General features: G+C 54.4%; 14 protein-coding genes. 13 read left to right on the top strand and 1 reads right to left on the bottom strand.

What is annotated here, in order from left to right; translation table 11 throughout:
* Window positions 1-937 precede the first annotated feature (937 nt).
* Both A4E33_RS08310 and A4E33_RS08305 read left to right on the top strand, forming a co-directional pair.
* Window positions 938-2,158 (top strand): restriction endonuclease, encoded by a 1,221-nt coding sequence (locus tag A4E33_RS08310; RefSeq protein WP_292347235.1) that lies wholly within the window; start codon window positions 938-940, stop codon window positions 2,156-2,158.
* A 107-nt stretch (window positions 2,159-2,265) separates the two neighbouring features.
* The gene (locus A4E33_RS08305) at window positions 2,266-2,955 is read left to right on the top strand and encodes a hypothetical protein (RefSeq protein WP_292347234.1); all 690 of its coding nucleotides are present in this window, start codon (window positions 2,266-2,268) and stop codon (window positions 2,953-2,955) included.
* 203 nt (window positions 2,956-3,158) lie between these two features.
* On the opposite strand, the gene A4E33_RS08300 is transcribed toward A4E33_RS08305, so the two are convergent.
* Entirely contained in the window at window positions 3,159-4,421 is a 1,263-nt protein-coding gene (locus A4E33_RS08300; RefSeq protein WP_292347233.1) for a hypothetical protein, read from the bottom strand.
* 484 nt (window positions 4,422-4,905) lie between these two features.
* On the opposite strand from A4E33_RS08300, the gene A4E33_RS08295 reads away from it, so the two are divergent.
* The 11 genes from A4E33_RS08295 to A4E33_RS08245 all read left to right on the top strand — a co-directional run bounded on the left by A4E33_RS08295 (window position 4,906) and on the right by A4E33_RS08245 (window position 14,364).
* Complete coding sequence (locus A4E33_RS08295; RefSeq protein ID WP_292347232.1) at window positions 4,906-5,694, top strand: 2-amino-3,7-dideoxy-D-threo-hept-6-ulosonate synthase; 789 nt, start codon at window positions 4,906-4,908, stop codon at window positions 5,692-5,694.
* A 5-nt stretch (window positions 5,695-5,699) separates the two neighbouring features.
* Window positions 5,700-6,485: a 2-amino-3,7-dideoxy-D-threo-hept-6-ulosonate synthase gene (locus A4E33_RS08290; RefSeq protein ID WP_292347231.1), complete on the top strand. Its 786-nt coding sequence runs from the start codon at window positions 5,700-5,702 to the stop codon at window positions 6,483-6,485.
* A gap of 455 nt (window positions 6,486-6,940) precedes the next feature.
* On the top strand, window positions 6,941-7,927 hold the full coding sequence (locus tag A4E33_RS08285) for a 3-dehydroquinate synthase II (RefSeq protein WP_292347230.1): 987 nt from the start codon (window positions 6,941-6,943) through the stop codon (window positions 7,925-7,927).
* A 2-nt stretch (window positions 7,928-7,929) separates the two neighbouring features.
* Window positions 7,930-8,754, top strand: a complete 825-nt coding sequence (locus tag A4E33_RS08280) for a prephenate dehydrogenase/arogenate dehydrogenase family protein (protein ID WP_292347229.1) — start codon at window positions 7,930-7,932, stop codon at window positions 8,752-8,754.
* Window positions 8,751-9,542 carry a prephenate dehydratase domain-containing protein gene (locus A4E33_RS08275; RefSeq protein WP_292347228.1) on the top strand — a complete coding sequence of 264 codons (792 nt, stop codon included), beginning with the start codon at window positions 8,751-8,753 and terminating at the stop codon, window positions 9,540-9,542. The genes A4E33_RS08280 and A4E33_RS08275 overlap by 4 nt, the downstream gene beginning before the upstream one ends.
* Window positions 9,539-10,744 (top strand): 3-phosphoshikimate 1-carboxyvinyltransferase, encoded by a 1,206-nt coding sequence (locus A4E33_RS08270; protein WP_292347227.1) that lies wholly within the window; start codon window positions 9,539-9,541, stop codon window positions 10,742-10,744. The genes A4E33_RS08275 and A4E33_RS08270 overlap by 4 nt, the downstream gene beginning before the upstream one ends.
* Window positions 10,741-12,132: a shikimate dehydrogenase gene (aroE, locus tag A4E33_RS08265; protein ID WP_292347226.1), complete on the top strand. Its 1,392-nt coding sequence runs from the start codon at window positions 10,741-10,743 to the stop codon at window positions 12,130-12,132. Before A4E33_RS08270 ends, aroE begins: the two co-directional genes overlap by 4 nt.
* Window positions 12,129-13,133, top strand: coding sequence for a chorismate synthase (locus tag A4E33_RS08260; RefSeq protein WP_292347225.1), 1,005 nt, complete (start codon window positions 12,129-12,131; stop codon window positions 13,131-13,133). The genes aroE and A4E33_RS08260 overlap by 4 nt, the downstream gene beginning before the upstream one ends.
* Before the next feature lie 49 nt (window positions 13,134-13,182).
* On the top strand, window positions 13,183-13,659 hold the full coding sequence (locus A4E33_RS08255) for a hypothetical protein (protein WP_292347224.1): 477 nt from the start codon (window positions 13,183-13,185) through the stop codon (window positions 13,657-13,659).
* A 168-nt stretch (window positions 13,660-13,827) separates the two neighbouring features.
* A complete protein-coding gene (locus A4E33_RS08250) occupies window positions 13,828-14,046 on the top strand; it encodes a hypothetical protein (protein WP_292347223.1) in 219 nt (72 codons plus the stop codon).
* A 162-nt stretch (window positions 14,047-14,208) separates the two neighbouring features.
* The gene (locus A4E33_RS08245; protein ID WP_292347222.1) at window positions 14,209-14,364 is read left to right on the top strand and encodes a hypothetical protein; all 156 of its coding nucleotides are present in this window, start codon (window positions 14,209-14,211) and stop codon (window positions 14,362-14,364) included.
* The last annotated feature ends 223 nt before the right edge of the window (window positions 14,365-14,587 follow it).

Here is a 14,587-nt window from a genome sequence, read left to right as displayed (position 1 = left end):
CCCCCCCTCCAACATTTTTCAAAACCGGCCGAGACCCCCCACCCCCTCAGCCCATTCCGACCCCCCTACTCAAATGCAAGTAGCAGGCCCTTTTCCCCGCTCACGCCGGCAATTCCAGGCGAAGCACCGGGCCGGCACCTGTGCACCGGTGCCACCCACTCAATTCCGGGGAGGGGGGTCTCCTGCAGACCCCCCCGCCAGCATTTTTTCCGGTGGGGGGTGACCCCCCCTGGCCGGGTGCGGGAGGTGGGGGGGGTGGGCCCGGGGGTATCTTTCCAGGGCTGTGCTAATCCGGCCTCGTATTGAGCCCGGATCACCCTTTTTTTCCGGAAAATGACAAGGTTTCTCCCAAAAACGACAGTGTTTCGTGCAAAAACAGAGAATTTCACGCCGGTGCCGGATGACAGGGTATGGCAGAGTTGGGGCAGCGGAAAAGCGGCCCCGACAGACTCCTGCCAATGGCAGGGGATTTTCGTTTCTTGGAGGGACACGGCGGCCGTTCCAGTGGAAATGTCGCTTTCACGTCGGAGAAGGGACCGTATTCCAGAGCTATACTAATCCGGCCCCGTACAGGGCCCGGATTGCCTGTTTCCAGAGAGTGACCGTGTCAGTTTCTCCAAAAAGCGTGTCAGTTTCCGTGCCAGAATCCAACGTTTTGTCTCTTTTTTTCGTCATAAATCCCGTGAGTCAGTTTCTATGTTAATTTGGGCCTATTTGGGGGGGCTGTTTTCCGGGGGATCGGCCTGTGCCATTCTGGGAGGGAAAAAAGGGGGGTTTTCCGGAGGCCAGGATCTCCGGTCCACCGGGCCGCAATCGCCGGTGCCGGCCCGGGCAGGAGCCGGGGTGTGTGGGCCAGCGGGGGTTTATGTTGAGCAGGGGCGATGAGACTGGCAGTGCATGAGGCGGATAATCATCAACTATTAACGCGGACGACAGAATGAAAGTCGAAAGGTTAAACGTCTTGGGTGAAAATGAAACTGTAATGCCAAAAAAATATGACAATTCTACTTTTATTTATACAAAGGAGAGCAATGCGCTATTATCAAAATATCAGAGTGAAAAATCTGGGCTGGAGTCTGCTATTCTCAATGATGAACAAAAAATTTTCAAATTAAAAGAATATCTTCCAAAAAGAGAATTTCAAAACCGTGATCTTTCTTCAAGAATTGAAGAATTAAAAAATGATTTTTCTGACAAGAAAAATGATTTCAAGAATAAGAAGACTTTTCGTAATTTTTTTCTGGTAATTAAATTATTTTTCATACTCTCCTTTCGAAAAGTCCAACGATCCTTTTGGATGTGTGTAATTCGCATTCAAAAATTCCGGCTTGAAAGAAATTTAAGATTACAGCACGATCATCAAAGCGATCTTGTAAGTGTAAAATCCGATATTTCCTTCATTTATTCTCAAAGACAACGCGGACTCGAATTGTTCAAAGGCGAATGGCTCTCCACAACAGAAATACAAACGATAAGGGAGGGAGAGATCGGAATAACGGACAATTTTTCATCGATGACACCCCGTGAGTTTGAATTATTTACCGCAGAATTACTCAAGGAAATGGGATATTATGACGTTGTTGTTACACCAGAGAAGGGAGATTTCGGAACAGATATCGTTGCGAAAAAAGATGGTATCACTACAGCAGTTCAATGCAAGAGATTTAATGAAAATAATTCTGTTGGCAATAGGGAGATCCAGCAACTCCTGGGGAGTATGAAATACTATCATGCTTCACACGCAATTTTCGTCACGACTTCCTATTACACACCACAAGCCATGGAACAGACAAAAAATGCTTCCATCGACTTATGGGATAAAGATACACTCCACGGTTATGTAAAAAAATATCTCCTGAAGAAGAACATTCCTGAAATTTTTAACGCTATTGATAATGCGAAACAAAGAGACGAAGAAAAACGAACAGAAGCCAGGATTCGAGCAGAAGAAAAACGTGAACGGCAACGAGATAAAACAATTTGTCCCATTTGTGGCGGCCGAAAACAAAAGACCCGAAAGATGTGCTACCGATGTAAAGAAGAACGTCGGAGAGAAAGGAAAAGAGAGCGAGAAGACAGCGGGTATTATCCGTATGATTGGAGTCCGCCATCATGGGATATGGATTGGGATGATTTTAATAGGAGATTTTATCGATGAAAGGAATAAAAAATTACAAAAAGAGTCGAGTAGTGAGAAAGAATATAAAAATTTCATTACAAGAAAATATTAAGTTTTAAATACACTATTTTGATCGTGCAAAATAAATGACACTTATAGTGGTATTTCCTGCTAATGATGGAATAATTGTTGGATCAGATACACAAATTACTCAAGGATATACAAGATACACCGACATTAAAATTCATAATTTTTCTGATAATTGTGTGTGGGCTGGAGCTGGCTCAGATACAATTCTTCAACCCGTAAAAGATGCTTTTGACGAGATGCCAAATGATATACCCTTGGATGAGTTACATCCGGATATCAGTAAATCAATCACCGATTCTATGACTAAAGTATTAAATTTGGATATGAGAAGTCGATGGTATCAAGATGATATCGATTCGCTTTTAAAATTGCATGAGGGGGAGTTTGTTTTTGCCCAGTATAAAGATGATAAATCACATATTGTGCATTTCTTGAATAATGGATCATTTGAAGTGATCAAAAACCGTCCATACGCAATAGGTAGCGGAGCAGTCTTTGCTTTTGCTTTATTATCAAAATATCATAATGAAAGTCTTGATTCAGATATGGCTTCCGTTGTAGTTTATGATGTTTTGGAAGAAGCAATATCTGTAGGTGCATATGGTGTCGGATTTCCAATTGATGTTTGTAAAATAGATAAAAATGGAATATCAGAATTGGATAAACCTACTCTCGCAAGTAACGCTTTAATTTTAAGAGAGAAAGAGAAAGAACTTGTAAAAAATAAAATTTGGAACTCAACCTAACCAAATACTTTGTAACCACAACGGTTGCAATAGTAAATTGTTAATAATCGCTGTTTTTTTTGAGAGAATAAACTGGGTTGCTGTAATTCACCCTGTTTTCTCATCACAGAGCCACAAATAGGGCATTTGACCATTATGAATCAGTAGAATCTATGTCATTTAGTCAATAATATTTTTTCTTTTGAAGAAATTTTTCAAGACTCTTAAGACCTTTTTACTTGATCGGTTTTAGGAATTTCAAAAGCTAACACAGAAAGATACAATTCTTTGTTTTTATCATCGTTATGATGGAATAAAAATTTATAATTGGTAGAGCTGCTCTTTTGAAGAGATTTTTTAAAATTACTATGAGTTGGAATAGTACTTTCAATTTTTTCAAGGACCTCAGAGAAATCCTTCGTTTTATTAAAGATTATGAGAGCAGTTTTTGTATCTCTCCAAGAGGTGTAACTTAAAAGTTGATCGATTGCATCAATAATTGATTTCGGACCTTTCCAGAATTTACATTCAGCAATAAAAGCATTTTTTCCGTTATACCGTATTAATATGTCCGTTTTTCCACTCTCATTGAATGTCTCTCCCGTTGCTGATCCTTCGAATATACCATTTAGATAAACTAATATAAAATCCCTTAATTCTTCTTCACTCAATTTTGAAAAAGTTGATGGAGATCGCTCCATTGCAATAATCATATTTTGAATAATTTTTAAAATACTAATGTAATTCTCATCACTCAATTCAAATTCAGGTTCAAATTTTTCTTTCCCTACTTCTGGTAATTTTATTGTGATTTTTTGTTTAATATCAGGTATTTCAATAGAAGCTGTTCTTTCACTACGTTTTAAAGGAATATTTAGGGACGCAGCAATCCGAGCATCTTTTTGGATCTTTTCTTTTCGAGTTTGAATTTGATTCTGGATAAAGGTCAGCAGTTGATCGTTGTAACTTTTTATATCAGTATTTACCCATCCGATATTTCTTTCAATTTGGGAAATATTCGAATCAAGTTGTCTACTTATTTCCTCAGTTATTCTTTGTTCAGAAGATCCACCTGGAGGGATAATTATTGAAATAAATAATTTATTATCGCTCACGATTCCCTCTGGTGGCGACATAGAATAAGTAGAACCATGATATTGAAACAATTCTGAACTGCCTTCGAAAGGGATTGAAATAAGAATTTCCGTTCCTGTTACATTTGAAGGCAAATCAGATCTAATGATAAATCGATCAGGATAATTCGATCTAGGGAGCTGAATATCTCCATGTCTCTCAACAATTTTTTCACTTATTTTTAGGACAATGGGTTTATAGGAATATTGATTAAATAAAGAACTGGTCAGATCTGATTCACTAACCTTAAGGATATAATCAGATTCGAGGCGATTAATTTTATCAATTATTTCTGAATGATTTCTACTAATCACATCAAGCAGTGACGCTCCACTAAAAAGCTGGCCTCTCATAGATATACAATAAATTATGTATCAAATAGAGATTATGGTAAAATGATACGTTTTTCTTTATCCAAAAATCCTTTTTACCATTCCAGTATATTTTAAGATCTCTCGGCCCGGGTCGAAGAACGCTGACGCGTTCTTCTCCTCCTCCAGGTCTGATGACCTGTCGGACCGTGCTACACTGTAGCACACACAAATATATACAAGCGAATCATACAATTGAACATGCAGTCGGAGTGCGCCAGCATTCGTGAGGGTTTTTTCGCCCGTGAATGCCTTTATCTCAACCGGTAAGCCCGCACGCTGCATAACGGAAAACGTTTCTGGAACTTCACGCGACGACGGTACCGTCCGGTCCGGCGCATTCGCGTTTAGCTATTATTTTGCGTATTTCGCATTTTATTTCCGGTATTATTTCTGGTACCGGTAAGCCCTCTGAATTTGCACACTAGAAAAAAGTGCGAATGAAGAGGGAGGAGTTGTTGTTACTATGAGAGGAAAGGAAATCCGTCTGGAACGAATCATGAACCGCAATACGAAGAAGACCGTCATCGTGCCCATGGACCACGGCGTGACGAACGGGCCCATCCCCGGCCTCATCGACATGGGGCAGAGCGTGAACCTCGTGGCGGAGGGCGGGGCGAACGCGGTGATAGGTCACGTGGGCCTGGCGCTCCACGGCCACCGGCAGAGCGGACGTGACGTGGGGCTCATCCTGCACCTGTCCGCAAGCACGATGCTCGGCCCCGACCCGAACTACAAGGTGCTCGTGAACACCGTGCAGAACGCCCTGAAGATGGGGGCCGACGGGGTCTCGATGCACGTGAACATCGGGGCGGAGGAGGAGGCGAAGATGCTCTCCGATCTCGGCACGGTCGCGATCGAGTGCATGGAGTGGGGGATGCCGCTCCTCGCGATGATGTACCCGCGGGGCAAGAACATCAGGTCCGACCACGACCTGGAGAGCGTGAAGCTCGCGGCGAGGGTCGCTGCCGAGCTCGGCGCCGACATCGTGAAGACGGTGTACACGGGGGACCCGGAGTCCTTCCGCGAAGTGACCCGGGGCTGCCCGGTGCCGGTCGTGGTGGCCGGAGGAAGTAAGACCGATGACCGCACAACACTGGAACTGATAGAAGGCGCAATGGCCGGGGGTGCCGCTGGCATCTCCATCGGCCGCAACGCCTTCCAGCACAAAAACCCGGCAAAGTTTGTCCGGGCAGCGGCCTGTATCGTACATGCGAACAAGAGCGCCGAAGAAGCGCTGGAAATACTGAAGTGATTGCAATGATCGGAAAGGACATCAGGATTGAGAGGATCATGAACCGGAACACCGGGCGGTCGGTCATCGTGCCGATGGACCACGGGTTTTCCATGGGACAGATAGACGGACTCCTGGACATGACGAAGGTCATCTCCGATGTAAGCGAGGGCGGCGCGAACGCCATCGTGCTGCACAAGGGCCTCGTGAAACGCGGCCACCGGAAGCACGGCCGCGACATCGGGCTCATCATCCACCTGTCGGGCAGCACCTCGCTCAACCCGGACCCGAACGACAAGGTCCAGGTCTGCACGGTCGAGGAAGCCATCACGCTCGGCGCCGACGCGGTCTCCATCCACATCAACCTCGGCTCGCCCAACGAGTCCAAGATGCTGGAGATCGGCGCGAAGGTCACCAAGGACTGCGCTCACTGGGGCATCCCGCTCCTCACCATGGTGTACCCGAGAGGAAAGGGCATCGATTCCTTCTCCGCCCAGAACGTGGGCCACGCCGTGAGAGTTGCAGAAGAGCTGGGCTCGGACATGATCAAGACCAACTACCCCAATGATCCGGAAGCCTTCCGGAAGATTGTCAAGGCCTGCTCGGTCCCGGTCTTCATCGCGGGCGGCGAAAAGGTCGGGGACCTTGACTCGCTGAAGATCATCCGCGACTCCGTCAAGGTCGGCGGCGCAGGCGTCTGCGTGGGCAGGAACTCCTTCCAGCGGGCCGACACCACCGCGTTCGTCAAGGCGCTCTGCTCGGTTGTCCACGATGAGGTGGATCCCGAGAAGGCGCTGGGGAAGAAGAAGTAAGGGGAAGGATGGAGAACGCTCTGGAGAAAAAACGCTCTGTGATGTATTGCGATGGGGCCACGGGCTCTCTCTCAAACGATGGGGGTTGATACCCCCATACCCCCGGTTGCGATGAACGGCCGCCGCCCCGAAGGGCGCCCCGCGGCGGCTTCAGATGCCGGTTTCCCGGATGGGAAATTTCCCGCCGAACTCCGCGAGGGGCGCTGAGGCCGGACCCGATGAAAAAAAGATTTGGAGATGGGGGTCAAGGGGGCTTGCCCCCTTGGGCTGCCTCCCCCACTGGGGGAGAGAGGGGGTCACCATCGCAAATTCCACAGAGCGCAACCGGAAAAATTTCACCAGAGCCGAACGGAAAAATGTATGATACGTGAGCTGGAGATACCAGAAACAATCACAAAGCCGGAGGACGGCACAACCATGAACCATAGGAACAAAACAGCTGGAGGGATGTAATAATGAAGCAGTTCTGGGTCGACTGCCGGCCATGGAACAAGGAGATCGCCACCACCGCGATTGAGAGCGGCGCTGACGCCATCGTCACCGACAAGGCGGAGAACGTGAAGCGGCTCGGCCGGATCACCACGATAGCACCGGACGGCGACCTGAAGCCCGGCACCGATGTCGCGGAGGTCGCGATCACCGACAAGAAGAGCGAGAACGCAGCGGCGGCAATCAGGGACAAAAAATTCGTCATCGTCTCCACCACCGACTGGACGGTCATCCCGCTCGAGAACCTGGTGGCGCAGTCCGACCGGATCATCGCGAAGGTGAAGGACGAGAAGGAGGCGGACCTCGCGCTCACCGTGCTCGAGCGCGGCACCGCGGGCATCCTGCTCGCGACAAAGGACCCGGCGGTCGTAAAGGCCGTTGCAAAGAAGATGAAGGCCGGCACCGGCAATGTCGCCCTCGTCCCGTTCAGGGTCACGAAGATCACGCCGGTCGGGATGGGAGACCGGGTCTGCGTGGACACCTGCTCCATGCTCAGCGACGGCGAGGGGATGCTGATGGGCAACACCTCGTCGGCCATGCTTCTCGTGCACGCGGAGACGCTCGAGAACCCGTACGTTGCGCCGCGTCCCTTCAGGGTCAACGCCGGCGCAGTCCACGCGTACATCCTGATGCCGGACGGGAAGACCGCGTACCTTTCCGATCTCGCCATCGGCGGCTCGGTGCTCGTGAGCGATGCGAAAGGCAAAGCTCACAGCGCCATCATCGGCCGGACCAAGATCGAGCGCCGGCCGCTCCTCCTTGTCGAGGCAGAGTCCGGCAAGGACAAAGTCAGCCTCATCCTCCAGAACGCGGAGACGATCAGGCTCGTGGATGAAAACGGCGGCGCGATCTCGGTCGTGAACCTCAAAGCCGGCGACACCGTCATGGGCTGCGTGCTCGAGGGCGGCCGGCACTTCGGGATGGCAGTGAAAGAGACCATCCGCGAGAAGTGACCATGAAGGCAGGCATCATCGGCGGCACCGGCAAGATGGGGAAGCTCTTCGTCCCCGTCTTCCTGCGGGCCGGCTGCGAAGTGCTCGTGAGCGGCAGGAGCACGGACCTCACGGCCGAGGACATTGCCCGGCAGTGCGACCTCGTCATTGTCACCGTCCCGATCCGCAACACCGTCAAGGTCATCAACCGCATCGCCCCGCTCATGGGACCGGGGCAGCTCCTCTGCGACTTCACCTCGCTCAAGAAGAAACCGATCGAGGCGATGCTGAAGTCGAAGGCCAACGTCGTCGGGCTCCACCCGATGTTCGGGCCCACGGTCAGCAGCCTGAAGAGCCAGACCATCATCGTCTGCCCGGCCCGGGTGGACGACAAAAAGCTGCAGGATCTCGTCGCCATCTTCCGGAAGGAAGGCGCGAGATGCACCATCGCAACGCCGGAGGAGCACGACCGGATGATGGCCGTGGTCCAGGGCCTCACCCACTACGTCACGCTCTGCATGGCCGACAGCATCCGCAGGCTGGGCGTGGACATCGGCAGCACGGAGGAGTTCACGAGCCCCGTATACCAGATCGAGCTCTCGCTCATCGGCCGGCTCCTCTCGCAGGACCCGGAGCTGTACGCCGACATCCTGGAGGAGAACCCGTACGTGCCGGAGGTGCTTGCGGCCTGCCGGGAATCGGCGGCAGAGCTCGAGGCTATCGTCAAGAAGCACGACGCGGCCGGGTTCCGGGAGTTCTTCGAGAAGAACAGCAGGCACCTCGGCCAGTACTGCACGAAGGGACAGACGACCACCGATATGCTCATCGACTGCATGGTGAACCGATGACCACCATCACGCTCGGGCCCGAGGGAACGTTCTCGCACGAAGTCACCCTGAAGCTGAAGTGCAGAGAGCTGGTCTTTGCCCCCACCATCCACGCCATCATGGCGGCGGTTGCGAAGGGCGACGGCGACGGCGTCGTGCCCATGGAGAACTCCGAGGCCGGCGGCGTGGGCGAGACGCTGGACGGGCTCTCGAAATACCCGCTCTACATCACGGGCGAGATGTACCTCCCGATCCACCACAACCTTGCATCCACGGTCCCGCTGAAAGAGATCCGCGTCATCTTCGCCCACCCCCAGACCCACGAGCAGTGCAGCGACAAAATCGAGGCATGGGGCATCCCGGTCATCCACACGAGTTCGAATGCCGCGAGCGCCCAGGAAGCAAAACGCGTGCCGAACGCCGGCGCCATTCTCTCGGAAGCGGCAGCGAATCTTTACCGGCTCCCGATCATCGTCCCGGCCGTGCAGAACAACCCCGATAACATCACCCGCTTCGTGCGGATCTCCCGCACGCCGTCGCACGACCCGCGTCTGGAGAAGTGCAGCGTCCTCATCGACCCGCACAGGGACCGGCCCGGGCTCCTCTCCGACCTCCTCGGGGCGTTCGCGAAGCGGAAGATTAATCTCACCCGGATCGAGTCCCGGCCGTCAAAGCGGAAGATGGGCGAGTACGTCTTCTTCCTCGATTACGCATGGACACCGGACGCCCCGGAGGTCTTAAAGGAGTTACAGGAGATAACAACGGTGAAGGAACTCGGCTGCTACCGGAGAATTGCGGTGAACCCATGAAGGTCACGCCGCAGAGGATGAGCGGGGTGGATCTTATATTCACAGCCCCCCCGTCCAAGAGCTGCACCCACCGGGCGCTCATCGCCAGCGCGCTCGCGAAGGGGACGACCACCATCTTCCGGCCGCTCGATGCCGACGACACCCGGCTTACGGCAACCGCGCTCCGGAAACTGAACGTGAGCATCGTTGAGGAGAACCGGCGCTGGATCATCACCGGCTGCGACGGCAGGATCCGGAACAATGCCGGTACAAGACTGGACCTTGATAATTCCGGGACCAGCCTCCGGCTCCTCACCACGCTCGCGCTGCTCTGCAGCCACCCGGTCGTCCTGAACGGCAGCGCCCGGATGCAGGAACGCCCGATCCCGCCGCTCAAAGTCGGCGGGACGCTGAAAGGCGGGCCGGTCACGATCGATGGATCCATGTCCAGCCAGTTCATCTCGTCCATCCTCATGGCAGCGCCATACGCACAGGAAGCGATCGGGGTCCGGATCCCGGCCCCGCCGGCATCGGCCTCCTACCTCGACATCACCCTTGGCGTGATGGAGGCGTTCGGCGCAAAAATCACGCGGACCGGCTATGAATGGTTCGCTGTCAGCAACACTCACCGGTATACGGCCCGCAGGTATACCATTGAAGGCGATTATTCCTCGGCATCGTACTTCTTTGCCATCGCGGCAGCCTGCGGCGGCAGGGTCCGGGTGAACAACCTTATCCCGGGATCCGTGCAAGGCGACCGGCGGTTCCTGGATGCGCTCGCCGCAATGGGGTGCAGGGTCACGTACGGGAAGGACAATGTCACGGTCGAACGCACCGGCCCGCTGACGGGGATCGCGTTCGACATGTCAACATCGCCCGACACGGTCCAGACCCTCTGCGCTGTGGCAGCGGTTGCGCAGGGCCGGACAACGATCACCGGAATCGGTCATTTGAAGTTCAAGGAGAGCGACCGTATCAGTGACACCGCGGAACGACTGCGGGCGCTCGGGTGCGGCGTGGAGGTCGCGGGCGACTCCCTCACGATCCGGCCGGCCCCGCTGCACAGCGGCACGATCGACCCGGCAAACGACCATCGCATGGCCATGAGTTTTGCCGTGATCGGCATGGCTGCAGGCGGGATCACGATAGAAAACGCGGAGTGCACGGCCAAGTCGTTTCCGGGATTCTGGGAGATGCTGCAACAGGCTGGGGTGAAGATATGAAACGGATCGTCTTCTGCGGGTACCGGGGCACCGGCAAGACCGAGGTCGGGAAGATCGTGGCAGAGAAGGCCGGCCTACCGTTCATCGACACGGACACCCTCATCGAACGTCAGACCGGCCGTTCCATTCCCGACATCTTCCACGAGGATGGCGAGGAGCGGTTCCGCGAGGAGGAGCGGAAGGTCATCGCGGGCCTCCCTGCGTACGGTGCCGTCATCAGCACCGGGGGCGGCGTGGTCACCGATCCCGCCAACATGGAGCACCTGCGAAAAGACAGCACGGTCTTCGTCCTCCATGCCGACATCGACACGATTGCAGAGCGCCTCAGCAGGAAACCCCGGCCACCGCTGACCGGGCTCCCGCTCCGCGAGGAGATCGCGGAGATGATGGACCGGCGCCGGCAGCACTACATGGCCGCGGCGGACTACTGCATTGACACAAGCGGGACCACCCCGGATGCAGCAGCCGCAAAGGTCATGGACCTGCTTGCGAAGGGAACCATCCCGGCACAGGTCCGGGCACCATGTGTCAGTTTCTTCAGGACCGGCCGGATCCCGCAGAAGTGTCTGGACCAGCTCCTGAAGGTCCTTGCCGATACACCGGACGATCCGCTCACGCGCCTGATGGGCGTTGCCGGGTACCCCTGCGCCCACAGCAAGGGGCCCCGTCTCTTCAATGCCCTGTTCGAACGCTACGGCCTTGACTATCACTACACGTGGTTCGAGGACCCCGAGCTCGACGAGATCATGCAGGTGGCCCGCGCCCTCGATGTCAAGGGGCTCTCGGTCACCATCCCGTTCAAACAGGATATCATCCCGATGATTGATGAGATCGACGAGCATGCCGCGCAGCAGATCGGCGCCGTCAACACCGTGGTCTTTGCCTGCGGCACGTCCATGGGCTGGAACACGGACTGGATCGGCGTCCGGAAACCGCTCGTGGATCTCAAGGGTTCGAAAGCCGTCCTGCTCGGCGCCGGGGGCGCCGCGGCCGGCGCTGCGTTCGCGATGGTCGATCTCGACATGGACCTTACCATCCTGAACCGGACACCGGCAAAGGCCAAGGCTATGGCGGAGCGGTTCGGCTGTAAATGGGGCGAGCTTTCTGACTTCGGGAAGATCAATCCCGGCGTTGTCGTCAACTCCACCCCGCTCGGCATGAACCCTGGCGATCGAATGCCGGTCAGTGCAGACCTGCTGCACAAGGAGATGACCGTTTTCGACCTTGTGTATACACCCCCCGTCACCCCGCTCATCGAGGCTGCCCGGGCTGCGGGATGCACAACCATCACCGGCACTGAGATGTTTATCGGGCAGGCACGGGAACAGTTCTACCTGTTCTTCGGCATCGATGTGCCCGCAGACACAATACGGGAGCTGCTCCCATGAACACGTTTGGCAGGAATTTCCGCATCACTACCTTTGGCGAGAGCCACGGCAGGGCGCTCGGCGTTGTCGTCGACGGCTGCCCCCCTAACATACCACTCGACGACCACGACATCCAGGCGCTCCTCGACCGCCGGCGCCCGGGCACCTCCCCGCTCTCGTCCCAGCGCAAGGAGGCCGACCAGGTCGAGATCCTGTCCGGCATCTTTGAGAGGAAGACCACCGGGACGCCGATCGCCATGATCGTCCGCAACACCGACACCCGGTCGAAGGACTACGAGGCCCTCCGCGAGGTTTTCCGGCCCGGCCACGCCGACTTTACGTTCCACGAAAAGTACGGCATCCGCGACCACCGGGGCGGCGGCCGGAGCTCCGGCCGCGAGACAGTCGGCCGCGTGGCCGCCGGCGCAATCGCCATGAAACTCCTTGCCACGCACGGCATCTCCGTCAAAGGGCAGATCCTCTCCGTCCACGGCAGGACATCGAAGAAGGCGATCGATGCCGAGATCCTTGCCGCGAAGAACAACGGCGATTCCGTGGGCGGCATCGCGGAGATCGTGGCAAAGGGCTGCCCCGCCGGGCTCGGCGACCCGGTCTTCGGCAAGCTGGATGCCATGATCGCCGGCGCCATGATGGGCATCGGGGCCGTCAAGGGTGTTGAGATCGGCGACGGGTTTGCGGTTGCCGGGAAGTATGGCAGCGAGAACAACGATGCCATGACAAAGAAGGGGTTCGCCACCAACCATGCCGGCGGCATCCTCGGCGGCATCTCCACCGGGCAGGAGATCGTTGTCCGGATCGCGGTCAAGCCCACGCCGTCCATTGAGAAAACCCAGCAGACCCGGGACACCAGCGGCAATGTCGTGGACATCTCGGTCGGTGGCCGGCACGACCCCTGCATCGTGCCCCGCATCATCCCGGTGGCCGAGGCCATGCTCGCGCTGGTGCTCGCCGACTGCTGGCTGGAGCAGGCGAAGTACGGGCAGCAGACAATGAAGACATAATAGATCGTTTGCATTACGGCGGTAGACTTCAGATACAGGGACTACCAAAATGACTCAGGAACAACCCGAAAGCAACCTGCCCAACCGAGCTGCATTCATCATGGTCGCGGTAATCCTCGGTATCGCTATTGTGTATTCCGGATATCTCCTGAATGAATTCATCCATCCGGTCGGAACGTGTTGCGGGACACGTATCGTGGCCTTATCAGCCAATCAGGAGGATAATCAGTCCATCAATATCACATACCTGGGCGGGGCTGATGCCTCTGCGCTGTGCGGGATTCGAATCAACGTCACTGATAGCACTGGCAAAACTCAGATCAGGATGATCGGACAGGAAGGACCGGTTACTTCTCAAGAATCTTTTCTGGGAATTACCGGAAATGACAAACACGTTGCCCCGCCAGTTCCCGCTATCGGTGAAAATCTAACATTTTCCGGGAATTTCTCTGGCCGGGACCATATTCTGGCATTCGCATATTTTAACGACGGGAAATGGTCATACGTTATGGACATGAATATTTGAGAATCTCCCAATCTCTCTCGTTCAACCAGTTTTTATTCGGTTGTCATACTGGTACATGGAGAATTTTCCCATGGAATCAGGGTGGCCGAGGCCATGCTCGCGCTGGTGCCTTGCAACCCACTAAATAACACCCCGCAGAACTCCATAGGAAGAGAAGGGGTGTACCGGTTGCTGAGGAATTTTCCGAACTACGAGGTCTGGTGTGTGTTTGCCCTGTTCATCACCGCGCTGGTCGGTCTGGTTCTTGCCCGGGATCCCGGGCCTGCGGTCGCTGTCGTGGAAGGGTCTGTTCCTGCACCCGAGTCCCCCTCGCTCATCATCCCTGCATTCGTTATCGCCAGCATGGCCGGGGCAGTTCTCGTGATAAAGAGGATCGGGGAATCGTAAGTATCCCACACCCCGCCGGTTATTTCTCCTGACTTCGCTATCCTCCCGGCCCGTGACAACACCGGCAGCGCTCTCACCGGACAACGGGCCGGCAGAAAAAAACCGCCCGGGGCCGGGCACCTGGCACGCAATTTCATATACCGGCAGTCACGATCTCACCGTATGGAGAATGACGCTGCCCAGCCTTTCCTCCCGGCGCTTGTCATTGCGATCATCGTTCTGATCATCGGCTGGTTCTTCATCTTTCCGGTAGTCTGCCGGAGTTTCCCGATCCGGGTGCCGGGGCTGGGCATCGATTTCTGTATTTTTTTCCGTTGATCGGACACCGGCAGGAGCGCCTGACCGGAGGAGGTCTGGTCCGGACAACCAAAAAATGTGGAACGGGACAGATCCCCCTTCATGGAAGGAAAAAAGGAAAAAAAACAGAAGCAAAAAACGGAAACAATCAGGGAAGGTAGGTACTGATCCTCCACGGGCCTTCGGCAGTCACGAGGAGCTCATAGTTGCAGGAATCCAGGTTCTGCGTTGCTGTACCGGCCCA

Origin of the sequence: Methanoregula sp. PtaB.Bin085 (assembly GCF_002067035.1) — an archaeon.
GTDB lineage: Archaea > Halobacteriota > Methanomicrobia > Methanomicrobiales > Methanospirillaceae > Methanoregula.
The sequence above is the reverse complement of the archived record's forward strand: the minus strand, read 5'-3'. Positions and strand labels throughout refer to the sequence as shown.